This window comes from Salisaeta longa DSM 21114 (genome assembly GCF_000419585.1).
GTDB lineage: Bacteria > Bacteroidota > Rhodothermia > Rhodothermales > Salinibacteraceae > Salisaeta > Salisaeta longa.
On record NZ_ATTH01000001.1, the window covers coordinates 621,702 to 643,681 of the forward strand.

Genomic DNA, 21,980 nt, shown 5'->3' on the forward strand with positions numbered 1-21,980 from the left:
GGTAAGCCCGCGGAGGGTTTTCAAGCAAGGCCCAGCAGTACCTCTATTGAGTAACACAATACCGATTGCATGGCGACGACTGAGACGAAATTTAAGAAGAAGCGCCTTTTCAAGGTCCTCCGCGAGCTGAATGTCAAAGAGGAGCGCATCGTCGCGTTTCTTGAGGAAGAAGGGTACGAGGACGCCCTCAAAGGCAAAGGGCTGAACGCCTCGATTGTGGATGAGGAAGCCTACCTGCGGCTCCGCGAAGAATACGCCGATGATGCCGAAGCGGCCGAGCGGATTCGCGAGCTGCGCAGCAAAGACGAAGACACGGCCGACCAAGAAGCCGTAGCCTCCATCGAAGAAGAGGAGGAACCGGAACCGCCCGTTGCCGAGGCTGCAGACGAGCCGTCGGCGAAAGCCGAAGCGCCGGCGGACACGGCGGACGAAGAGCCGTCCGAGGAGCCGCCCGCTGATGCCACGTCCTCCGCTGCGGTAGCCGCTGGAGACGGCGCCCCCGCCGATACGTCGACTGAAGCAGACGCCGCACCGCCTGAGGAGGCGTCCGAGGCGTCCACGCCCGAGCCATCCGCCGAAGCGACAGCCGAGACGGAGGCCGCGCCCGAGACAGAGGCGCCGGCGCCGTCCGACGAAGCCGACGAACCGACGGCCGATGAAGCCGAACGCACCGAGGCTGCACCCGCGGCCGAGGAAGCGCCCGAAGCTACCAGCGAAGACGCCGCCCGTGCAGAAGCACAAGAGGCATCAGACGAACCGGCGGCCGCCGCCGATGCAGAAGCCGCGTCGGCCCCTGAGGCATCGGCCGCTGACGAAGCAGGTGCGAGCGCGGCAGCCGCGCCCGAAGCTTCTGATGAAAAAGAAGCGACCGACGCAACCGCTGACGCCACAGGCGACACCGAAGATGCTGCTGCCGCGGACGACGAGGCGTCTGATTCAGCCGGAACACCGGTTACAGAAGCCACCGACGCAACGGCCGCAGACGAAGCCACGGACGAGGATACCGCCGACGAGGACGCTGCGGATGAAGCAGACGTCGAGGCTACGGCCGACGCTGACACGGAAGACGACGAGGCCGCAGACGAAGACGAGGAGGACGACGCTACACTGAAGGCGAACCGCTACCGCCTGAAGGGTACCCAGGTAATGGGCAAGGTGGACCTCGACCAACTGCGTCCGCGCCGCAAGCGTAAGCGCAAGCGCAAGAAGAGCAAGCAAGAAGAGGAGGATAAGAAGAAGAAGCGCGAGAAGCGCAAACGTAAGAAGAAGCAACAGAAGCAACAGAAGAAGAAAAAGCGTCGCAGCAAGCGCGACAACGTCGACGAGGAAGATGTCGAGCAAACCATTCAGGAGACGCTGCAAGAGCTGGAGCAGGGGGCGAGCCGCGCGCGTCAGCGCCGTCGCCGCCGCCGTCGTCGCCGCCACGAGGAAGAACGCGAGCGCCGGCGTAGAGAGCGCCGCGAAGAAGAGCAGAAGCTGCGCGTCACCGAGTTCGTGTCGACAGGCGAGCTGGCCAACCTCATGGGCGAGCCGGTCAACGAGGTGATCAGCACGCTCTTTGAGGCGGGCATGATGGTATCCATCAACCAGCGCCTCGACCGCGAAACCATCGAGTACATCGCGGCCGAATACGACCTGGAGGTCGAGTTTATCGACGAATTCTCGCAGGCGGATATTGAGCTGCGGGAAGACAACCCGGAAGACCTCGTGGGCCGCGCGCCGGTTGTGACCGTAATGGGCCACGTGGACCACGGCAAGACCTCGCTGCTTGACTATATCCGCAACGAGAACGTAGTGGCCGGCGAGGAAGGCGGCATTACGCAGCACGTGGGCGCGCACCGCGTGGAGCTGCCCGACATGGGCGCCGACGGCGATGCCGCGATCACCTTCCTCGACACGCCGGGCCACGAGGCCTTTACGGCGATGCGTGCACGCGGCGCGAAGGCTACCGACATCGTGATTCTCGTCATTGCGGCCGACGACGCCGTGATGCCGCAGACGGTGGAGGCCATCAACCACGCCCAAGCCGCCGACGTACCCATCGTGGTGGCTATCAACAAGATGGATAAGCGCGAGGCCGACCCGCAGCGTGTCATGACCGAGCTGGCCGAGCACAATGTGCTGGTTGAAGAGTTCGGTGGCGACGTGCAGGTGGCGAAGGTTTCCGCAGAAACCGGTGAAGGCGTGCAAGACCTGCTGGAGAAGGTGCTCCTGCAATCCGAGCTGATGGAGCTGCAGGCCAATCCCAACCGGGAAGCCTCGGGCGTCATCATCGAGAGCCGCCTGGAGAAGGGCCGCGGCAACGTAATTACGGTGCTCGTGCAAAACGGCACGCTCAAAGTGGGCGATCCGTTTGTGGCGGGCATCTACAGCGGCCGCGTACGCGCCATGTTTGACGAGCGCGACCACCGCATCGAAGAAGCAAGCCCCTCGCACCCGGCGCTCGTGCTGGGCTGCAACGGTTCACCGGAAGTGGGCGACCAGTTTGTGGCGATGCAAGAAGAAGGCGAGGCCCGCGATATTGCGCAGGAACGCCAGCGCATCCACCGCGAGCAGAAGCTGCGCCGCAAGAGCCAGATGTCGCTCGAACAGATTGGCGAGCGCGTGGCCGCCGGCGAGTTCAACGAGCTCAACCTCATCGTGAAAGGCGATGTGGGCGGTTCGGTCGAGGCCATCTCCGACGCTCTGCTGAAGCTGAAGACCGACGAGGTTGCCGTGCGCATCATCCACAGCGGCGTAGGCGCCATCACCGAGAGCGACGTCATGCTGGCGCGCGCTTCCGATGCCGTCATCCTTGGCTTCCAGGTGCGGCCCACTACGGGCGCACGCACCACCGCCGATCAGGAGGACGTTGACATCCGGACGTACTCGATCATTTACGACATGATCGAAGACGTGCACGACGCCCTCGAAGGCATGCTCTCGCCCGAGCGCCGCGAGGAAACGAACGGCCGCGCCGAGGTCCGCGACATCTTCAAGGTGCCCAACGTAGGCACGGTGGCCGGATGCTACGTCACCGACGGCCGCATCCACCGCAACGACAAGATCCGCGTGATTCGCGACGGCGTGGTGGTGTACGACGGCACCATCGGGTCGTTGAAACGCTTCCAGGAGGACGTGCGCGAAGTGCAAAGCGGCTACGAGTGTGGCATGTCCGTCGAAAACTTCAACGATATCAAGGTGGGCGACGAGCTCGAAACCTACGAGATCGTTGAGGAGCGCCGCACGCTCGACGTCTAGCGCGTCGTTGATAGGTCACGCCTTGTTGTACTGCACCGCGGCGCCGCATGATCGGCGCCGTGTGGTGCGGCCAGGCGCCTTGTGCGTTCCGTCCACCGTTTGCCCAACTTCTGCCATGAGCATCCGAAAAAAACGCGTCGCTGCGCTCATTCAACGAGAAGTAGCCAGCATCCTGCAGCAAAATTACGCCGATCAGCTGCAGCCGATGGTGACCATCACCGACGCCCGCGTAACCGGCGACCTGTCGATTGCCTACGTGTACGCGAGCGTGCTGGGCGATACCTCGGCCAAGCGCGAGGCGACGTTTCGTCAACTGAAGGCCCTGGCGCCCGAGGTGCGCGACCAGCTGGCCTCGCGGGTGCGTCATCAGCTGCGCACCGTGCCGCAGCTCAAGTTCTTCCTGGACGAGTCGCTGCAAAAGGCGAAGCGGATGGAGGACCTGTTTGATCGCCTCCGGAAGGAGCGCGAGATGCGCGAGCGGGCCAAGGCGTCGAACGACGAGTCGTCGGACCAGTAGCGCGTGCTGTTGTGACAGGGGCTGCCCATCGATCCATTGACGAAGCGCTCGTGTATCCCGCGGGCCGCACACTGCCGCGCGACCTGTCGCGCGGTGCGGCGTTTTTGGTTGACAAGCCCAAGGGCGATACGTCGTTCGCTGTGGTGCGGGCCGTTCGTCGGGCTGCGAAGCAGAAGAAAGTAGGCCATGCCGGCACGCTTGATCCGTTGGCCACGGGCCTGCTCATTGTGCTGGTGGCGCGCCCGGCCACGCGCCTGCAAGATGCGTTCATGGCGCAGCGCAAAACCTACACCGGCACGCTTCGCCTGGGCGAAGTGACGCCCTCGTACGATGCCGAAACGGCGGTAACCGCGCGCGCCGACGCTTCGCACATCACCGATGCTGCGCTTGCCGAGGCCCTGGGGGCGTTCCAGGGCACCATCATGCAGCGGCCGCCGATGTACTCGGCCGTGCGCGTAGACGGCGAGCGGCTGTACAAAAAAGCGCGCCGCGGCGAAACGGTAGACCGCCCGCCCCGGCAGGTAACCATCTACGACGCGACGATCACCGCGCGCGACGGGGCAGACGTCTCGTTCCGGGTCGAATGCTCGAAGGGCACTTATATCCGGAGCCTCGCGCACGACCTGGGGCAGGCGCTGGGCGTCGGGGCCCACCTCACTGCCCTCCGGCGCACGGCGATTGGGGCGTACCGCGTGGCCGATGCGTGGCCCCTCGACGTGCTCTGTGATGCGCTCGATGACCACCCCTAATGCAATCAGTCGGCAGCGGCCGGTGCCTATGCGACGAGAAATTGGATGGGATGCGATCACGCACGACGACCGATCGGTCGTTACGGTGGGCACGTTCGACGGCGTGCACCGCGGGCACCAGGCCATCATTGAGTACCTGATCGACCGCGCCGCAACGCGCGACGGCGTTAGCACGCTGCTTTCGTTCGATCCGCATCCGCGCAGCGTGGTGCATGACGAAGACGTTCCCCTGCTGTCCACCATCGACGAGCGCGGCGACCTGTTGGCGCGCTACGGCCTCGACCGCTTCGTGGTGGTGCCGTTCGACGAGGACTTCGGGACGCTGTCGCCTACGGCCTACGTGGAAGACGTTCTCGTGTCGCGCATTGGGCTGCAGGAAATTACGGTGGGCTACGATCATCGCTTCGGGCGCAAGCGGGCGGGCGACGTGGAGCTGCTGCGCACGCTCGGGGCCCGGCACGGCTTTGCTGTCGACGTCATTCCGGCGCAAATTGTTGACGATACGGTCGTCTCCTCCAGCAAAATACGGGCATGCTTGCTTGACGAGGGCGACGTAGCGCAGGCCGCAACGTGGCTGGGCCGCCCGTACGCCCTTACCGGCACGGTGCGGCATGGCGAAGGCCGCGGGCGCACCATCGGCTATCCCACGGCCAACATCGCAGTGGCCGACGCGCGCAAGCTCGTACCCAAACGGGGCGTGTACGCCACGTACGTGCGCTTGCCCGGCGGCACCAAGCAGCCCGGCATGATGAATATCGGGCGGCGGCCGACCTTCGACGGGATGGACGTAACCATCGAGGTGCATCTGCTCGACTTCTCGGGCGACCTGTACGGCCAAACGCTCACCGTTGAATTCTTGCAAAGACTCCGCGACGAACAAAAATTCGATTCGGTGGACGCGCTCGTGGCGCAACTTTCAACCGACGAATCTCATTGCAGAAGTGTTATAGAGACGCTGAAGTAATTGCCGTTTTGGCGCGCCGACGCGCCCACAACGCACCACTTTGGCAGACTGGGCCGGCACCGTCGCTGGCGCCTGGTTCTTCTTTATGATGGCATAATCTAAAGAGGATAAACCCCAACCCACATGATTACGAAGGAAGAGAAGCAAGCACTGATTGAGCAATTCGGCGATGGACCCGACGACACGGGCACGTCCGAAGTGCAAATCGCCATTTTTACGAAGCGCATTGAGCGCCTGACGGAGCACCTCAAGGAGCATCCGAAGGACTTTTCCACCCGCCAGGGCCTTCTGAAGCTGGTCGGTAAGCGGCGTCGCCTCCTCAACTACCTGATGGACCGCGACATTGAGCGCTACCGCGCCATCATTGGCGAACTCGGCTTGCGCAAATAGAATCAACGACGACGGCGCTCATGCAGGGCGCCGTTGCTGTTTGGGTGGGCCGCGGGCGTGTGTATGCCGCCTGCCGCGCATCACCCCTCGCAGCAGTAGCACGGGCAGCGCGCGTTGTGCCCGCGATGTTGACCCGCCGCCCCGACGCGCATTCGACGGGCGGTGCCGATTGACCAAACGAGACTACGTGTTATGACACCGCAAGCAACCATTCAAGAAATCGCATTCGCGCCGGGCAAAACGATGTCCCTGGAAACGGGGCGCATCGCCAAGCAGGCCGACGGGGCCGTTGTTGTGCGCCTCGGCGACACGATGGTGCTCTCCACGGCCACCATCAGCGACTCGCCGCGCGAAGGCTCCAACTTTTTCCCGCTCACGGTTGACTACCGCGAGAAATTTGCCGCTGGCGGCAAAGTACCGGGCGGATTCATCAAGCGCGAAGGCCGCCCCACCGACAAAGAAACCCTCACGGCACGCCTCGTCGACCGTGCCATCCGGCCGCTCTTTCCCGACGGATTCTACCACGACGTTCACCTGGTGAACTTCGTGATCTCGGCCGGCACCGACTTCGACTCGGATATCCTGGCGGGCGTGGGCTCTTCCGCGGCCCTCATGTTGTCGGGCGCGCCGTTTCAAGGCCCCATTGCCGAAGTGCGCGTGGGCCGCGTAGAGGGCGATTTCATCGTCAATCCCACGCTCGAAGAGACGGCAGCGAGCGACATGGACCTCATCGTTGCCGGCAAGCAAGATGCGCTGGTGATGGTTGAGGGCGAGGCGCACGAGATCAGCGAGGAGGAAATGATCGACGCGCTGGACGTCGCGCACGAGTCGATCCGCACGCTGTGCAGCGGCCAGCACGACCTGATGGAGGCGTTTGGCACGCCGGAACCCATGGACTGGACGGCCGACGTGGTGCCCGAGGCCCTCGTGGCGAAAATCAGCGAGCAGTTTGGGCAGCGCGTGGCCGACCACGTGCGGGCGCCGTACAGCAAGGAATCCTTCTACACCGGCATCGACGAGATCAAGAGCGACGCCGTGGATGAACTGCTGGGCGACGAGCGCACCACGCCGGAAGGTTACACCGCGGGCGACGTTCGCGATGCGGTGGGCGCCGTTGAGAAGACCAAGATGCGCGAGATGATCCTCCACGACGGCCGCCGCCTCGACGGGCGCAGCCTCGACGAGGTGCGCAACCTGTGGATGGAGGTGGGCTACCTGCCGCGCGTCCACGGATCGGCCATCTTTACCCGTGGCGAAACGCAAGTGCTGGGGTCGGTCACGCTGGGAACGTCGAAGGACGTGCAGCCGGTGGACGAAGTGTTCGACGAAGCCGACAAGTCGTTCTACCTGCACTACCGCTTCCCGCCGTTCTCGGTTGGCGAAGCCGGTTTCCTGCGCGGACCGAAGCGCCGCGAGATTGGCCACAGCATGCTCGCCGAGCGCGCGCTGCGTCCCATGGTGCCCGATCAGGACACGTTCCCGTACGTCATTCGCATCAACGCCGACGTAACGGAGTCGAACGGCTCCTCGTCGATGGCCAGCGTGTGTGCGGGCAGCCTCGCCATGATGGACGCCGGTGTGCCGCTGAAGAAGCCGGTGGCCGGCATCGCGATGGGCCTCGTTACCGACGGCGAGAACACCCGCGTGCTGACGGATATCCTCGGTCAGGAAGATCACCTGGGCGACATGGACTTCAAGATCACGGGCACCCGCGACGGCATCACCGCATGCCAGATGGACATGAAGATCAGCGGGCTCTCGCGCGATGTGCTGCTGAAGGCCCTGAAGCAGGCCCGCGAAGCACGCAGCCACATCCTGGACGCGATGGAAGAGACCATCGACGCGCCACGGGGCGAGCTCTCGGCAACCGCACCGCGCCTCACGAAGATCACGATTGATCCCGAGCACATCGGGGCCGTGATTGGACCGGGCGGCAAGGTTGTGAAGAGCATCCAGAAAGAGACGAACACCGAGGTCACCATCGAGGAAGATGAGGGCGTCGGCTACGTCACCATTGCGGCCAAGAACCAGGCCGATGCGGAAGCCGCCATTGAGCGGATCAAGCAGATTGTGGCGGTGCCCGAAGCCGGTGAGGACTACATCGGCACGGTGAAGAGCATCCGCGACTTTGGAGCGTTCATCGAGATCATGCCCGACAAGACCGGGCTCTTGCACGTCTCCGAAATCTCGCACGACTACGTGGAAGACATCAGCGAGCACCTGAAGGTGGGCGACAAGGTGAAGGTTCACCTGCTGGAGGTGCGCGACGATGGCAAGATGCGTCTGACGCGCAAGCCCTTTGTGGCGAAAGGCGAAGACGCCAGCAACGGCCAGCCGTAACACGCGGCCATCGCTGCAGAAACGCATCAGGGGCGGGGATCCATCAGCGGATCCTCGCCTTTGTTGTATGGCACCACTCACAGGCACTCTCTTTTGATTTCCATCGTAATGAACATCCTCGTAACCGGCGGGGCCGGATACATTGGCAGCACGTGCGTGCATCAGCTCGTGAAGGCAGGCTACGACGTCGTCGTGCTCGATAACCTGTCGCAGGGGCACCGCGCGGCGGTCCACCCGGCGGCCGCGTTCGTCCGGGGCGACCTCGACGACCGCGCCACCATCGACGACGTGATGCAGGCTCACCGCCCCGACGCCGTGATGCACTTTGCCTCGCACACGCTCGTGGGCGAGTCGATGGAGGAGCCCTTCCTATACCTCGACCGTAACGTGCGCTGCGGCCTCAACCTGATCCGCTCGGCGGCCGCGCACAATGTGGAGCGCTTCATCCTCTCCTCCACCGCCAACCTGTTCGGAACCCCCGAGCAGGTGCCCATCGACGCGTCCGAACGGATCGACCCCGGCAGCCCGTACGGCGAGTCGAAGTTCATCCTGGAGCGCATTCTGCACTGGATGGACGCACTCGATACGATGCGCTTTGCTGCGCTCCGCTACTTCAATGCCGCCGGGGCCGCGCACGAAGACCTGGGCGAAGACCACGATCCCGAAACGCACCTCATCCCCATCGTGCTGGAAGTGGCCCTCGGGCAGCGCGACGGGCTCTCCATCTTTGGCGACGACTACGACACGCCCGATGGCACCTGTGTGCGCGACTACATCCACGTCCTCGACCTGGCCGATGCGCACATCCGCGCGCTCGAAGCGCTGGGCGACGGAAGCTGCACGTACAACCTGGGCAACGGCCGGGGCTACAGCGTGCGCGAAGTCATCGAAACGGCGCGTGCCGTGACGGGCCGCGACATTCCGGCCACCGTGAGCGACCGGCGCCCGGGCGATCCGGACACCCTCATTGCCAGTAGCGACGAAATACGCGACGACCTGGGGTGGGCGCCGCAGTATCCAGCCCTCGAAACGATCATCGAAACCGCCTGGCAATGGCATCAGAAGCATCCCCACGGCTACGACGATTGATGCGGACGCGCCGCGTGTTTTCCGAACTGACCGCCCATGCCCATGTATCGGGTTGAGCTGCAGCAGTTTGAGGGGCCTATGGACCTGCTCCTCTACTTCATTCGCCGGGACGAGGTCGACATCCACGACATTCCCATCGCCGACATCGCCGACGAGTACCTGGCGTACGTCCGCGTGATGGAAGACATTGACCTCGACGGCGTCGCCGACTTTATCTACATGGCTGCGCTCCTCATCAACATCAAGGCGCGCACGCTCCTGCCCAGCGATGCGTCTGATGAGGAGGAGGGCGAGGGCGTCGATCCGCGGCGCGAGCTGGTGGAACGCCTGCTCGAATACGTGCGGTTTAAAGAGGCCGCCGAGCAGCTGGCGCTCAAGCAAGAAGACCGCCTGGCGCGCTACACACGGCGCGACGTGGCCATGGACCGGAACGTGGCGGAGGCCAACCACGAGGTCAGCGTAGACGGCTCGGTGTACGATCTGGTGCAGGCGCTGGGCTGGCTCCTCACCGCCTCCGATGCGGAAGACGAAGGACCGGTGGTGCACGAGGTGGAGCCGCTGGCGTACAACATGGAGCAGCAGCAGACCTACGTGATGGAACGGCTGGCGACCGAGCAACAAATCATCTTCAAGACGCTCGTGCAGCGACGCACCAAGCCGTTTGTGATCGCCACCTTCCTGGCTGTGCTGGAGCTGGCGCGTCAGCAGCACGTTCACCTGTACATCGGAGAAGATCCCACGGCCTTTGTCATTGAACCGCGCGAGTCGCTTGCAGCCGCTGCGCACGAATCGCATGGATGAGGATCGCATGGATGACGCCCGGCCGGCCCTTTCCGTCCGCGATCTGTCGGTCGTCCTGGGAGGTACGACCATTGTGGACGAGGCATCGTTTACCTTGCCTACAGGAACGTGGACGAGCCTCGTGGGGCCCAATGGGTGCGGAAAAACGACCATCGTGCGCGCCATCACGGGTGTGTTGCCGCACCGTGGAACCGTGCACGCGCATGGCGAGCCGCTGGCGTCGCTATCCGACCGGGCCCGCGCCCAACAGATGGCGGTGGTGCAGCAAGCGCCCCGCCTGGCGTTCGACTTTACCGTGCGCGAGCTGGTGCAGATGGGGCAGCTGCCCCACAGCGGATGGCTAAGCATGTCGCGCGGCGACGCGGAACGGCTGGACGATGCGCTGGCGCGCGTCGACCTGCAGGGCTACGACGATCGATCGGTGCATACCCTGAGCGGCGGCGAGCTGCAGCGGGCGTTTCTGGCACAAGCCTTTGTGCAAAATCCGAAGTTGTTTGTGCTCGATGAGCCCACCGCTCACCTCGACGTGCACTATCAGTACGCCTTGCTCCGCCAGGTGCGCGCCCTGGTGGATGGCGGCCGCACGGTGCTGGCTATTGTGCACGATCTGGAGCGCGCGGCGCATTTTGCCGATTCCATGCTGGTGATGAAGGCGGGCCGTATCGTGGCGCACGGGGCGCCGGCCGACGTGCTGACGCCCGCGTGCATCGCCGAGGTCTTTCGCATGCGGGCCTCGGTAGATGCGGCCCCCGATGGACAGCTCCGCATCACGTATCACGACGCGCTGCCCGCCCAGGAAACGAGGGCCACTCGGTAGCGTGCGACCTGACGCATTGATCCTTCAGAACGTTCAGCCTGCTATGCCCAAAATCTACACCCGCACCGGCGACGACGGCACCACGGCCCTGTTTGGGGGCGAGCGCGTGCGCAAAGGCCATCCGCGCATCGACGCCTACGGCACGGTCGACGAGGTGAACTCGTTCGTTGGATTGGCGCGCGCGCACCTGCAAGCGTCGCTGGGCAACGACCGGCTGGACGCCGTGCTTAGTGATGTGCAAAACGACCTGTTTGTAGTGGGCGCCGATTTGGCCACGCCCACCGATGCCAAGCCGGTAGTGCCGCGGGTGAAAGTGGCCCACGTTGACGTGTTGGAGGCACACATCGACGCGTTTGAAGACGATCTGCCGGCGCTGAAAAACTTCATTCTGCCGGGCGGCACCCCTGGAGCGGCGGCCCTTCACACGGCGCGCACGGTGTGCCGCCGGGCCGAGCGCCTGGGCGTGCAGGCCAGCGCGTCCACCCCGCTCAATGAGCACGCGCTCACGTACCTCAACCGGCTCTCGGATCTCTTTTTCGTGCTGGCGCGCTGGGCCAATCGGCAGGCCGGCACGCGCGAGGAGCGCTGGACGGGTGCTTCCACGTCTTCGGATGCAGCGGCCGAGGAGACCTCCTAAGCCGCAACGACACCGGCACAGGGCTTGATATTCATCCCCGCAGCGTCTTGTTTGCTTTAACGTAGCACGACGCATCCTGCTTGCTCCCACCCACGGTCTCTTGTATGCCCGCTGCAATGACACGCTCACGGTCACTCCTGTTCATTAGCCTGGGAACACTCGCGGCCCTCGTTTGGCTCCTGATGCCGCGGCTCTCGGCTGACGGAGGCGCTTCTTCGGCATCGTACGCGGCGTCGCCGCCCGAGCGGACCGCGGCCGTCGATCGGTTTGGGCTGCCCGTGACCGGTTTCAACGTCGACCGGCACCGCATCGACCGGTATCAGACGTTTGCCGACCTGCTGCTGGATTACAACGTGCCGTACGCACAAATTGTGGCGGTGGCGGAGCAAACCCGCGACGTATTCGACGTGCGCGACTTTCGCACGGGCGATGCCTATCAGGTGTACGTAGATCCCTGGCTTGGGCAGGCGCGCTACCTGGTGTATCAGCGCAGCCCCGTGTTGTATGTGGTGTACGACGTGCTGCGCCCCGAGCGTTCGTTCAAGCGCACCCGTCCGGTACAGACGAACTGGAAGACCGCAAGCGGCGTCATTCAGTCGTCGCTCTACGCAACGCTCATGGACGCCAATGCTTCGCCAGAACTCGCGCTTGCCCTCTCGGAGGTGTATGCTTGGCAAATCGACTTCTTCCAGCTGCGTCCGGGCGATCGGTTTCGGGTGCTGTACGAACAGCAGTCCGTGGATGGCGAAGTCATAGGGCCCGGGGCCGTCGTGGCGGCATACTTTGAGCACCGGGGGGAGCCGTTTTACGCCTTCCGCTTTGATGATGGCACCGGCGCGACCTATTACGACCGGGCCGGGCAGAGCCTGCAGCGGGCACTGTTGAAGGCACCGCTGCGCTACACGCGCATCAGCTCGGGCTTTCAACGCAGCCGGCTGCATCCGGTGCTGGGGCGGCGGCGCGCGCACTTAGGAACCGATTATGCCGCGCCCACCGGTACGCCCGTGCACAGCGTGGGCGACGGGTTCGTGACCGAAGCCGGGTACGGGCGCTACAACGGCAACTACGTCAAAATTCGCCACAACAGCGTGTACACCACCGGCTACCTGCACCTGACCGACATCGCCGATGGGGTACGGGCCGGCACGCACGTTAAGCAAGGCCAAGTCATTGGCTACGTGGGCAGCACCGGACTGGCGACGGGGCCGCACCTGCACTACCACTTCTGGAAAAACGGCGAGCCGGTGGACTCGCGCGACGTCGAGATGCCGCCCGAGCGACCGGTGAACCCCACGTACCGCGCGGCCTACGATCGGCTGGTGGATCGCCTCTTGCCGTATGTCAAGCCGCGCCATATGATCACCGAGCGGTACGCCCCCGCTATTTCGCAGGTTGGATAAGAAATAATTGCCTCTTGCGTCGTTACAAATTGTACCAAAAAGTAACACGAGTCAACGGCTGTTAACGCAACCGCAAGAAGCCATCCCGCCAAAAGGCGCGATTGTAACGAAACGTGTACGCACCCCTTGTAGGGAAAATCCCTACATTGCAACCTCCGCATTAGTGCGGAACGGATGTTGTTGATACTGTGTGACAGCGGCACAGGAAACGGTGTGTGCATTTGCTAACCCCAAAGCTCACAGTCGTGGTACGTACTCGGCAGACGCAAAAGGCTTCTTTAACAGACCTCCTCCGTCATTATGCGCAGTGCAAAACAACTCTTCGGCGACCCGTCATCCGATCCACTACTGAATGAGGAAGCAACAGCACCACAGCCTGCGACGCCCTCTCGTTCAACCAAGCGCGAACCGGCAAAAGAGCGGCGCGTGATTAAGGTAGTGCAAACGCCACAGGGCAACTACGCACTGGAAAAGCTAAACGACGCTATCTCGCACGGTTGGACGCCGGTGGGCATAGGGGTTACGGCGGTAGACAAAGAGCACCAGAAGCTCACGATTACCATCAAGTTGGAGCGCGATGTGGACGAGACGCGCTCCATCTTCGACTTTACGGTCCCGCGCACGTCGTCCAAGGCATAGGCTGCGTTTCCTTGCACTAAGCTAAGGGAAGTTTCGTCTCCTGTGGATCCTTTGGGCACAAAGGATTTGCACAAAATAGAAACACGGTCCACCGTCGTGGCGAACCCATGGCGGTGGTTTTCGTTATTTACAGATGAGGATATATTCTCAGCACTCCAGCGTATACGCTCACAACTATCAGCCTTATGGCCACCGTTCAGAAAAAGTCGACAACCGAAGATCAGTTGCGCGCGCTGGTTCGGTTGCAGCACATCGACAACCGGATCGCCCAGATTCATAAACTGCGTGGCGACCTTCCGGACGAGATTCAAGACCTGCAGGATGAGAAGATGGGGCTTGAGACGCGTCTGGAGAACTACCAGGAAGAGCTTGAAGAGAAGAAAGACGCCAAACGCAAGGCCGAGCGCACGCTGAAAGAGGCCGAGTTGCAAATCGACAAGTATGAAGATCAACAGTTGCAGGTGCGCAACAATCGTGAGTTTGAGGCCCTCACGAAAGAAATTGAAGCGCAGAAGGAACGCATCTCAAATGCCGAGAAGGCTTCGGCCAATGCCGAGCGCACCATCGAGGCGCACGAAGAAGCCATCGAGGATACGAAGGAGCGCCTGGACGACCTGACGACGGTGCTTGAGGAAAAGCGCGAAAAGCTCGATGAGGTCCTCGCCGAAACGAAGGCCGAAGAAGAGGCCCTCGAAGGCATCCGTGAGGAAGCACAAGCGGCCGTCGACGACCGCTACCTGAATGCGTACACGAAGCTGCGCGACCGGCTGCGTGATGGGCGGGCGGTTGTGCCGCTAAAGCGCGGGGCCGCGGCCGGTTTTGCGGTGCCGCCTCAGCGCCAGGTCGAAATTCGCAAGCGCAAGCGCATCGTGGCCTGCGAGCATACCGGGCGCATCATCGTCGACCAGGAGCTCTACGAGCAAACCATCGAGGACATGCAGAAGCAACTGGATTTGGAGTAGCCGCTGCGTGAGGACACCTGCCGGTACGCCCTAAATTGGGCTCCCGCATCGTTCCATCCAGCCCGGGCCGGCACCATCCGCGGCCCCATCATGTACACTGCCTATAGAACACGAGCCGGGCTGTCGCTCCGTTGACCCGATCGGGCAGCGGTGAGGAAAGTCCGAACACCAGCGGGCACCGTGCTTCCTAACGGGAAGGCGTCGTGCTTCGGCACGACGACGGCACATGCAACAGAGAGGAGTCCCGCCCCGGGCCCAGCGCCCGCGGTAAGGGGTGAAAGGGTGCGGTAAGAGCGCACCGGCGTCTTCGGTGACGAAGGCGGCCAGGCAAAACCCACGGGGTGCAAGGTCAAGACGCGTTCGTCCTGTGCAGCGCACAGGCCGCGGTGGCCCATCGCGTACGACGCAGGTCGACCGCTTGAGGCGCCGGGCAACCGGCGTCCCAGATAGATGATAGCCTCCCGGTGCGTCCACGCGGCGCCTCGGCAGACAGAATTCGGCTTACAGGCTCGTGTTCTTTTTTTGTTTATCCCCATCTTTGTTTATCCCTATCTTCGGGTCGTTCTGCAGCGTGATGGGCCGTAGCGTATAGCGACCGCTCGGTACGGCCACTCATGCGGCCAACATACGCAATTATTACACCCGATTCACGTCTTCCGAGGTGCTCACGCATTGGATGTTGTAGCGCACATAACCCCTAACCGATTGCTACAATCCCATGGGCAAAAACGTCGCAGAAAAGCTCATCGAAAGCCATCTTGCCGACGGTACCCTCAGCGTAGGCGAGGAAATTAGTCTGACGATGGATCAGACGCTTACGCAGGATGCTACGGGCACCATGGTGATGCTCGAATTTGAGGCGATGGGCATCCCGCGCGTGCAAACCGAGCTTTCCGCGCAGTACGTCGATCACAACCTCATTCAGTCGGACTTCAAGAATCCGGACGATCATCTCTTTCTTCGCAGCGCGTGCAAGAAGTTTGGTGTGTGGTACAGCCGCCCCGGCAATGGCGTCAGCCACCCGGTGCACCAGGAGCGCTTTGGCAAGCCGGGCAAAACGCTGATTGGCTCGGATAGCCACACGCCGGCCGCGGGAGCCCTGGGCATGTTGGCGATTGGTGCCGGCGGGCTCGATGTAGCCATGGCCATGGCCGGGAAGCCATACACGATTCGCATGCCCGAGATTTGGGGGGTGAAGCTGACAGGCGAGCTGCCTGATTGGGTGAGTGCCAAAGATGTGATCTTGGAGATGCTGCGGCGCCACGACGTGGATGGCGGCGTGAACCGCATCATTGAGTACTACGGCCCAGGGCTCGATACCCTGAGCTGCATGGACCGCCACGTCATTGCCAATATGGGCACCGAGCTGGGCGCCACCAGCACGGTCTTTCCGTCCGATGAAGAGGTGAAGCGCTTCTTGCGCTCGCAGGGCCGCGAAGACGACTGGCGCGAAGTAAGGGCCGACGCGGATGCCGATTACGACGTCTACGAAGAGATCGACCTCTCGGAGCTCGTGCCGCTCATCGCCAAGCCCAGCAGTCCGGGCAACGTGGTGCCGGTGCGTGAGGTGGAAGGCCAGGAAATCTACCAGAGCTACGTCGGGTCGTCGGCCAACCCCGGCTTCCGCGACTTTGCCGTGGCGGCAGAGATCGTGGACGGCAAGCAGGTACACGACCGCGTCTCGTGGGACATTAACCCCACCTCGCGACAGATTCTCGAGAACCTGATGAACACCGGCCACCTGCAAATGCTGACGCGCTCCGGCGGGCGCATCCACCAGGCCGGATGCAACGGATGCATTGGCATGGGGCAAGCGCCAGCCACCGGGCGCATCGCGCTGCGCACCGTTCCGCGCAACTTCCCGGGCCGCTCGGGCACCAAGGAGGACGCCGTGTACCTCGTAAGCCCCGAGACGGCGGCCGCTTCAGCGCTCACGGGCAAGATTACGGACCCCCGCGATCTGGAAGAGATCTACGGGATGTCGTACCCGCACGTGCAAGAGCCCGAGGAGATCACCATCAACACCGATCAGCTCGTTGAGCCACCATCGGCCGAGGAAGCCGAAGATCTGGAGCTGGAGAAGGGCCCCAACGTGGTGTCGCTCCCTGAATTTGCGCCGCTGCCCGACGCGCTCGACGTACCGGTGCTGCTCAAGGTGGGCGACGACGTCTCGACCGACGAGATTATGCCGGCCGGCTCACGGATCCTGCCGTACCGCTCCAACATCCCGGAAATCAGCAAATTCGTTTTCGAGCAGGTCGACGAGACGTTCTACGACCGGGCCATGGAGCATCAGGAGAACGGGTTTGCCATTGTGGCGGGCAGCAACTACGGCCAGGGCTCCAGCCGCGAGCATGCGGCCATTGCACCGCGCTACCTGGGCACGCGCGTCAAGATCGTGGAGAGCTTCGCGCGCATCCACCGGCAGAACCTGGCCAACTTCGGCATTCTGCCGTTGATGTTTAAAGATCCAGCCGATCACGAGAAGATCGAGCAGGGCGATACGCTGCAGCTGCGGAATCTCCGTGAGACGATTCAAGACGGCTCCACCGTCGAGGTCTACAACGCGACGAAGGATGAAACCTACGTCACGGAGCACGACCTCTCGGAGCGCGAGCTGGAGATGGTGCTGGAAGGCAGCCAGATCAGCGTCGTGAAGAAAGAATTTACCGACGCCCGCGCATAAACACAGCGCGGCTGGTGTGACCAACCACAAGCGGGAGCCTCCAGGTACGGAGGCTCCCGCTTTTTTGGTGGACGTCCTGCTGTACGAGGAGGCTAGAGGCTCACGGAAAGTTCGGTAACGGCGCCGTACCACTGCTCGCCCAGCTGACCGGGGCTGTTGCGGCCTTCCCACTGCGAGACGCCTGCCACTTTCCAGCGCGCAACGTCCCAGAAGTTTACCCCAAACCCGACTTGCAATCGGAAGAGGCCGGTTTCGTCGCTGGGAGCCCACGACGAACTATTCGCCGCATACGAAGCCCGCGAGGCGACGTAGAAGGCCTCCGACGCATTCAGCTTAACCGTCGTGCCGCCCCACCACATCTGACTCGTTTCTTCCACCAGTCCGGCCGTGCCCAGGCGCGGCGTGGTGGGGGCACCGCTCGCGGTGGCAAAGCTGTACGGCTCGGTGGCAAAGCCGCCCCAGGCATCCAGCACGAGGCGCTCGCTCGAAAAGCGGAGATCGGCCGCCAAAAACGTGGGCTGAACGCCGGGCAGCAAGTACGCATGCGTGTAGCGGTTGGGCTGGCCGCGCGTGCCCACCACGTAGTTCTCGCCGTCGCCCAAGATCCAGTTGGCGCGGTCGCCGCCCACTTGATTCGTGCCCTGTCCGATGGCAACGCCAACCTGCAACTGCTCGCCGAGCGACGTGCGCCCGCGGGCAATGAGCGAGAGTCCCGTGCCCGGCGCAAACGTTTCAAAGAAGGTGGGCGACGTGACCGTGAGGTCGAAGCTCGACGCTCCGTACGTGCCCACGAGCTGCACGCCGGTTTCTGCCGTCAAGAAGTCGATGGGCGAGTTGCCAATCAGGGGATTCGCCTGCACGGCCGCTCCATCGGAATAGCCGCGGAAGTTGAACAATCCCACCACGGGCGTGCCGAGGCGCAGCACGTAGTGATCGGAGAGCGCGAGGTCGAGCGCAGCGTAATCGACGACCGGCGCGAAGTTACCGCCGAAGTCGTTCGGCTCGTGGCCGAGATCGACTGTTGCGGTGATGCGCTCGTGGAAGCGCGCATCGATGGTGAAGTTAAACCGGACGCGCTGGAAGCCAAACTCGGCATTGCCCTCTGGGCCCGGATTTTCGGTTTGGATGAACTGCGCCCCTTGCATCACTTGGGCCCCAAGCGTGAGCTCGGGAAGCAGCGTTTGGACGGTTTCGGCGTCTTGGGCGTATGCGGTTGGCGCAGCCAAAAGGATGAGCAGAAGGCCCAGGGCAATGCGCCGAAGGGCAGAAGATGAATGGTGGAGAGCACCCGTTGGTTTGTACATGACGGTAAAGGGCGTAAAGAAAAAGGCACGAGAAGCCGTAGACGGGTGTTAGAAGCCGCCGATGGCGAGGCCGAGAAGGGCAGCCAACACGCCGCCTACCAGCGGCCCCACCACTGGAATCCAGGCATATCCCCAATTGCTGTCGCGCTTGCCCGGAATGGGAAGGATCTGATGCATGAGGCGCGGTGAGAGGTCGCGCGCCGGGTTGATGGCGTAGCCGGTGGTACCACCAAGGGCAAGACCGATGACGAGCACCACGAGGCCCACAGGCAGTGCATCGAGGGCGCCCAGTCCAATCGCTGTATCGATGGCCGCGCCATTGCCGAGGGCTGTTTCGAGCCCGTTGAGCTGAATGGAAGGCCCCGTGAGGTAGAGGACGGCAAACACCAGCATGACGGTGCCAATGACTTCCGAAATAAAGTTTGCGGGCACGTCCGGAATGGCGGGGCCGGTGCAGAAAACGCCGAGCTTGGCGTCGGCATCGTCGGTGGTGGCAAAGTGCGGCCGGTAGTGCAACCAGACGAGGAATGCGCCGATGGCCGCGCCAATGAACTGGCCGGCGAGGTAGAGGGGCACGCTGGCCCACGGAAAGATGCCCGCGGCCGCCAGGCCCACGGTAACGGCCGGGTTGATGTGGGCGCCGCTGAAGGCCGCTACGCAGAATACAGCTACGAAGACGGCCATGCCCCAGCCCCACGTAATGACGATCCAGCCGGAGTTCTCTCCGAGGGTGTCTTTCAGCACCACATTCGCCACAACACCGTCGCCGAGGAGAATGAGGATGGCCGTTCCAATGATTTCAGCTATAAAAGGAGACATAGTTGGTGCGTGTGCTCATGGAAAAAAGAAAAAGGGGACTGCCAGGAGCGCAGGGCAGTCCCCGTGCGGTTACGCAGCAGTCGCCTTCTCGGCGTCCTGCCATGCCTTCGAGCGCTCCAGCGCCTTGTCCCAGCCGGTGCGCAGCTCTTTGACGTAGCTCGCGTCCATGCTGGGCGTGAAGCGGCGGTCGACGGTCCACTGGTTCTTGATTTCCTCTTGGGTATCCCAGTAGCCCACCGCGAGGCCCGCGAGATAGGCGGCCCCCAGCGCGGTGGTTTCAAGCGTTTGCGGGCGCACCACGGGAATGCCCAGGATGTCGGATTGGAATTGCAGCAACAGGTTGTTCGCCGCCGCCCCGCCGTCGGCACGCAGCTCCGGCGTCTCGATGCCGCTGTCGGCCTCCATGGCATCGACGACGTCGGCCACCTGATAGGCAATGCCTTCGAGGGCCGCGCGGGCGACGTGTGCCTTCGAGACGCCGCGCGTAATGCCCGCGATGACGCCGCGGGCGTACTGATCCCAGTGCGGCGCGCCCAGGCCTACAAACGCCGGTACGAGGTACACGCCGCCGTTGTCATCCACCTGCCGCGCAAGCGCTTCCACCTCGGCCGAGTCGCGGATCAGTTCGAGGCCGTCGCGCAGCCACTGCACCACGGCCCCGGCGATGAAGATGGAGCCCTCCAGGGCATAGCTCGTTTCGCCGTCGATCTGGTAGGCGACGGTGGTAAGCAGGTTGTTCTCTGAGCGGACCGCTTCGGTGCCGGTGTGCTGCACCATGAAGGCGCCCGTGCCGTACGTATTCTTGCCCATGCCCGGCTCGGTGCACATTTGCCCAAAGAGGGCCGCCTGCTGATCGCCCGCGATGCCCGCGATGGGAATAGACGCCGGCGTGATGTCGCGGTCGGTATGCCCGTACACCTCGCTGCTGTCGCGCACATCGGGCAGCATGGCGCGCGGAACGTCGAGGATGTCCAGGAGCTCATCGTCCCAGCGCCCCTCGTGGATGTTGTAAAGAAGCGTCCGCGACGCATTGGTAGCATCGGTGATGTGTACATCGCCCCCCGTCAGCTTATACACGAGCCAGCTATCCACCGTCCCGAACGCCAGTCGCCCGTCCTCGGCCTTGGCGCGGGCGCCGTCTACGTGGTCCAGGATCCACTTAATTTTGGTACCCGAAAAGTAGGCATCGAGGATCAGTCCGGTGGCATCGCGAAAGGTATCGACGTGACCCGCATCGCGCAGGCGGTCGCAGATGCCCGAGGTGCGGCGGTCTTGCCACACGATTGCATTGTAGATGGGCTGGCCCGTCTCGCGATCCCACACAATCGTCGTTTCCCGCTGATTGGTGATGCCCAGTCCGGCAATGTCGCGCGCTTGTACGCCGGCCCGGTTGATGACCTCCGTCATCACGCTGCTCTGCGACGACCAGATCTCGTTGGGGTCGTGCTCCACCCAGCCCGGTTCCGGAAAGATCTGCTCGAACTCCTTTTGGGCGACGGCTTTTGTTTGCCCCCGATGATTGAAGACTATCGCCCGCGAGCTCGTGGTGCCTTGATCCAGTGCCAGAATATATTTCATGGCGATCTTCCGATTGGTTATCGGTTTTGGTTTCGATTTCCTTCGATTGGTTATCAAATCATAATCACTGGAAGCGCTTTTGTCAAGAAGAAGAAAACTATTTGCGGGTGCAGGTGGGTATCCCAACCACCTATTTACGTTTCCTTCATAAAACGATGTGTGTCGTGTGCCGTTGGATGGCGCAGGTCACACATTCCATTCCATCTACTGCCCTACTTCCCTTGTCGATGTATGTCTGAGCATGCGCACAGCCCGGCCGAGCGCCACGATTTTATTCTGAAACGGCTCAAGAACGAGGGGTACGTGAAGGTTGCGGCGCTCAGTGAGGCCCTACACGTTTCGAAGGTCACCATCCGCAAAGACCTGCGGGAGTTGGAAGACCAGAACTTGTTGCATCGCACCTACGGCGGGGCAAACTTGCGGGCGCCGTATGTGGGCGAGCGGCCGCTGGGCGAGAAGGCAACGGAGTTTGCAGACGAGAAGGCCCGCATCGGGGAAACGGCGGCCGCGCTGGTGTCGGCGCGCGACTCCATCATCATTGGCTCGGGCACTACTACGTTGCAGGTGGCGCGTCATCTGCCGGAGACGAATGAGCTGACCGTCATCACCAATGCGATGAACGTGGCCCGCCTCATCGCCCAGCGTAAAGGCATCGAGATCCTGATGCTTGGCGGCATCGTGCGGCACAACGCCGAGTCGACGGTAGGCAGGCATGCCGAAGAGATGCTGACGGGCTACACCTGCGATACGATGTTTATGGGCGTTGACGGGTTTGACGTGGAGTACGGCCTAACGACAACGAATGCGCTGGAGGCCAGTCTCAACCAGGCCATGATGCACACGGCGCAGCGTACGGTGGTGGTTACGGATGCGAGCAAGTTTGGCCGGCGCGGCTTTCGTCGCATCTGCGGGCTCAACCACATCCACCGGGTCATCACGGACGATGCTGTGGAGCCGCGCGTGGTCGATGCGTTGGAGGGGCAAGGCATCACCGTCGACGTGGTGTAGGGGGCGACGTGATGTAGATCAGGCACCGCCCTCGGAAGAA

18 protein-coding genes and 1 other RNA gene are annotated in these 21,980 nt (G+C 62.9%); 16 read left to right on the forward strand and 3 right to left on the reverse strand.

All coding sequences use genetic code 11. The annotated features are described in order from the left end of the window. Positions 1-69: 69 nt before the first annotated feature. From infB to SALLO_RS0102750, 15 genes are all read left to right on the forward strand, one after another. Complete coding sequence (infB, locus tag SALLO_RS0102680) at positions 70-3,240, forward strand: translation initiation factor IF-2 (RefSeq protein ID WP_022834785.1); 3,171 nt, start codon at positions 70-72, stop codon at positions 3,238-3,240. A gap of 115 nt (positions 3,241-3,355) precedes the next feature. Next, positions 3,356-3,757, forward strand: coding sequence for a 30S ribosome-binding factor RbfA (gene rbfA, locus SALLO_RS0102685; RefSeq protein ID WP_022834786.1), 402 nt, complete (start codon positions 3,356-3,358; stop codon positions 3,755-3,757). A gap of 11 nt (positions 3,758-3,768) precedes the next feature. Beyond that, on the forward strand, positions 3,769-4,506 hold the full coding sequence (gene truB / locus SALLO_RS0102690; protein WP_022834787.1) for a tRNA pseudouridine(55) synthase TruB: 738 nt from the start codon (positions 3,769-3,771) through the stop codon (positions 4,504-4,506). A 28-nt stretch (positions 4,507-4,534) separates the two neighbouring features. After that, on the forward strand, positions 4,535-5,470 hold the full coding sequence (locus SALLO_RS0102695; protein ID WP_022834788.1) for a bifunctional riboflavin kinase/FAD synthetase: 936 nt from the start codon (positions 4,535-4,537) through the stop codon (positions 5,468-5,470). 123 nt (positions 5,471-5,593) lie between these two features. Further along, positions 5,594-5,860: a 30S ribosomal protein S15 gene (rpsO, locus tag SALLO_RS0102700; RefSeq protein ID WP_022834789.1), complete on the forward strand. Its 267-nt coding sequence runs from the start codon at positions 5,594-5,596 to the stop codon at positions 5,858-5,860. Positions 5,861-6,052: 192 nt separating this feature from the next. After that, on the forward strand, positions 6,053-8,200 hold the full coding sequence (pnp, locus tag SALLO_RS0102705; RefSeq protein ID WP_022834790.1) for a polyribonucleotide nucleotidyltransferase: 2,148 nt from the start codon (positions 6,053-6,055) through the stop codon (positions 8,198-8,200). A gap of 108 nt (positions 8,201-8,308) precedes the next feature. After that, positions 8,309-9,289 carry a UDP-glucose 4-epimerase GalE gene (gene galE / locus SALLO_RS0102710; RefSeq protein ID WP_022834791.1) on the forward strand — a complete coding sequence of 327 codons (981 nt, stop codon included), beginning with the start codon at positions 8,309-8,311 and terminating at the stop codon, positions 9,287-9,289. A 42-nt stretch (positions 9,290-9,331) separates the two neighbouring features. Next, entirely contained in the window at positions 9,332-10,090 is a 759-nt protein-coding gene (locus tag SALLO_RS0102715) for a segregation and condensation protein A (RefSeq protein ID WP_028566820.1), read from the forward strand. Continuing rightward, a complete protein-coding gene (locus SALLO_RS14725) occupies positions 10,083-10,907 on the forward strand; it encodes an ABC transporter ATP-binding protein (RefSeq protein ID WP_022834793.1) in 825 nt (274 codons plus the stop codon). Before SALLO_RS0102715 ends, SALLO_RS14725 begins: the two co-directional genes overlap by 8 nt. A gap of 43 nt (positions 10,908-10,950) precedes the next feature. After that, entirely contained in the window at positions 10,951-11,544 is a 594-nt protein-coding gene (locus tag SALLO_RS14730; RefSeq protein ID WP_022834794.1) for a cob(I)yrinic acid a,c-diamide adenosyltransferase, read from the forward strand. Between the two features lie 104 nt (positions 11,545-11,648). Further along, the gene (locus SALLO_RS14735) at positions 11,649-12,944 is read left to right on the forward strand and encodes a peptidoglycan DD-metalloendopeptidase family protein (RefSeq protein WP_084696114.1); all 1,296 of its coding nucleotides are present in this window, start codon (positions 11,649-11,651) and stop codon (positions 12,942-12,944) included. A 300-nt stretch (positions 12,945-13,244) separates the two neighbouring features. Beyond that, positions 13,245-13,583 carry a hypothetical protein gene (locus tag SALLO_RS18355; protein WP_157621168.1) on the forward strand — a complete coding sequence of 113 codons (339 nt, stop codon included), beginning with the start codon at positions 13,245-13,247 and terminating at the stop codon, positions 13,581-13,583. Positions 13,584-13,768: 185 nt separating this feature from the next. Continuing rightward, the gene (locus tag SALLO_RS0102745; RefSeq protein ID WP_022834796.1) at positions 13,769-14,545 is read left to right on the forward strand and encodes a zinc ribbon domain-containing protein; all 777 of its coding nucleotides are present in this window, start codon (positions 13,769-13,771) and stop codon (positions 14,543-14,545) included. Between the two features lie 107 nt (positions 14,546-14,652). Beyond that, positions 14,653-15,065, forward strand: an RNA gene (rnpB, locus tag SALLO_RS17950) — RNase P RNA component class A. A gap of 198 nt (positions 15,066-15,263) precedes the next feature. Next, positions 15,264-17,231: an aconitate hydratase gene (locus SALLO_RS0102750; protein WP_022834797.1), complete on the forward strand. Its 1,968-nt coding sequence runs from the start codon at positions 15,264-15,266 to the stop codon at positions 17,229-17,231. Between the two features lie 92 nt (positions 17,232-17,323). Here SALLO_RS0102750 and SALLO_RS0102755 read toward each other — a convergent pair whose 3' ends face one another. The 3 genes from SALLO_RS0102755 to glpK form a co-directional block, all read right to left on the reverse strand. Next, positions 17,324-18,535, reverse strand: coding sequence for a hypothetical protein (locus SALLO_RS0102755; protein WP_022834798.1), 1,212 nt, complete (start codon positions 18,533-18,535; stop codon positions 17,324-17,326). Positions 18,536-18,583: 48 nt separating this feature from the next. After that, positions 18,584-19,354 (reverse strand): MIP/aquaporin family protein, encoded by a 771-nt coding sequence (locus tag SALLO_RS0102760; RefSeq protein WP_022834799.1) that lies wholly within the window; start codon positions 19,352-19,354, stop codon positions 18,584-18,586. A gap of 69 nt (positions 19,355-19,423) precedes the next feature. After that, positions 19,424-20,932 carry a glycerol kinase GlpK gene (gene glpK, locus SALLO_RS0102765; protein ID WP_022834800.1) on the reverse strand — a complete coding sequence of 503 codons (1,509 nt, stop codon included), beginning with the start codon at positions 20,930-20,932 and terminating at the stop codon, positions 19,424-19,426. A 231-nt stretch (positions 20,933-21,163) separates the two neighbouring features. Between glpK and SALLO_RS0102770 the strand changes: the two genes are divergently transcribed. Then, entirely contained in the window at positions 21,164-21,940 is a 777-nt protein-coding gene (locus SALLO_RS0102770; RefSeq protein WP_022834801.1) for a DeoR/GlpR family DNA-binding transcription regulator, read from the forward strand. The last annotated feature ends 40 nt before the right edge of the window (positions 21,941-21,980 follow it).

Excerpts from the sequence above, each read along its gene's own strand:
- pnp (WP_022834790.1), top strand. The coding sequence starts at position 6,053 with ATGACACCGCAAGCAACCATTCAAGAAATCGCATTCGCGCCGGGCAAA.
- glpK (WP_022834800.1), bottom strand. The coding sequence starts at position 20,932 with ATGAAATATATTCTGGCACTGGATCAAGGCACCACGAGCTCGCGGGCG.
- SALLO_RS0102745 (WP_022834796.1), top strand. The coding sequence starts at position 13,769 with ATGGCCACCGTTCAGAAAAAGTCGACAACCGAAGATCAGTTGCGCGCG.
- SALLO_RS0102770 (WP_022834801.1), top strand. The coding sequence starts at position 21,164 with ATGTCTGAGCATGCGCACAGCCCGGCCGAGCGCCACGATTTTATTCTG.
- rbfA (WP_022834786.1), top strand. The coding sequence starts at position 3,356 with ATGAGCATCCGAAAAAAACGCGTCGCTGCGCTCATTCAACGAGAAGTA.
- SALLO_RS0102750 (WP_022834797.1), top strand. The coding sequence starts at position 15,264 with ATGGGCAAAAACGTCGCAGAAAAGCTCATCGAAAGCCATCTTGCCGAC.
- SALLO_RS0102755 (WP_022834798.1), bottom strand. The coding sequence starts at position 18,535 with ATGTACAAACCAACGGGTGCTCTCCACCATTCATCTTCTGCCCTTCGG.
- SALLO_RS18355 (WP_157621168.1), top strand. The coding sequence starts at position 13,245 with ATGCGCAGTGCAAAACAACTCTTCGGCGACCCGTCATCCGATCCACTA.
- SALLO_RS14725 (WP_022834793.1), top strand. The coding sequence starts at position 10,083 with ATGGATGAGGATCGCATGGATGACGCCCGGCCGGCCCTTTCCGTCCGC.
- SALLO_RS14730 (WP_022834794.1), top strand. The coding sequence starts at position 10,951 with ATGCCCAAAATCTACACCCGCACCGGCGACGACGGCACCACGGCCCTG.
- SALLO_RS0102695 (WP_022834788.1), top strand. The coding sequence starts at position 4,535 with ATGCGACGAGAAATTGGATGGGATGCGATCACGCACGACGACCGATCG.
- rpsO (WP_022834789.1), top strand. The coding sequence starts at position 5,594 with ATGATTACGAAGGAAGAGAAGCAAGCACTGATTGAGCAATTCGGCGAT.
- SALLO_RS0102760 (WP_022834799.1), bottom strand. The coding sequence starts at position 19,354 with ATGTCTCCTTTTATAGCTGAAATCATTGGAACGGCCATCCTCATTCTC.
- infB (WP_022834785.1), top strand. The coding sequence starts at position 70 with ATGGCGACGACTGAGACGAAATTTAAGAAGAAGCGCCTTTTCAAGGTC.
- galE (WP_022834791.1), top strand. The coding sequence starts at position 8,309 with ATGAACATCCTCGTAACCGGCGGGGCCGGATACATTGGCAGCACGTGC.
- SALLO_RS14735 (WP_084696114.1), top strand. The coding sequence starts at position 11,649 with ATGCCCGCTGCAATGACACGCTCACGGTCACTCCTGTTCATTAGCCTG.
- SALLO_RS0102715 (WP_028566820.1), top strand. The coding sequence starts at position 9,332 with ATGTATCGGGTTGAGCTGCAGCAGTTTGAGGGGCCTATGGACCTGCTC.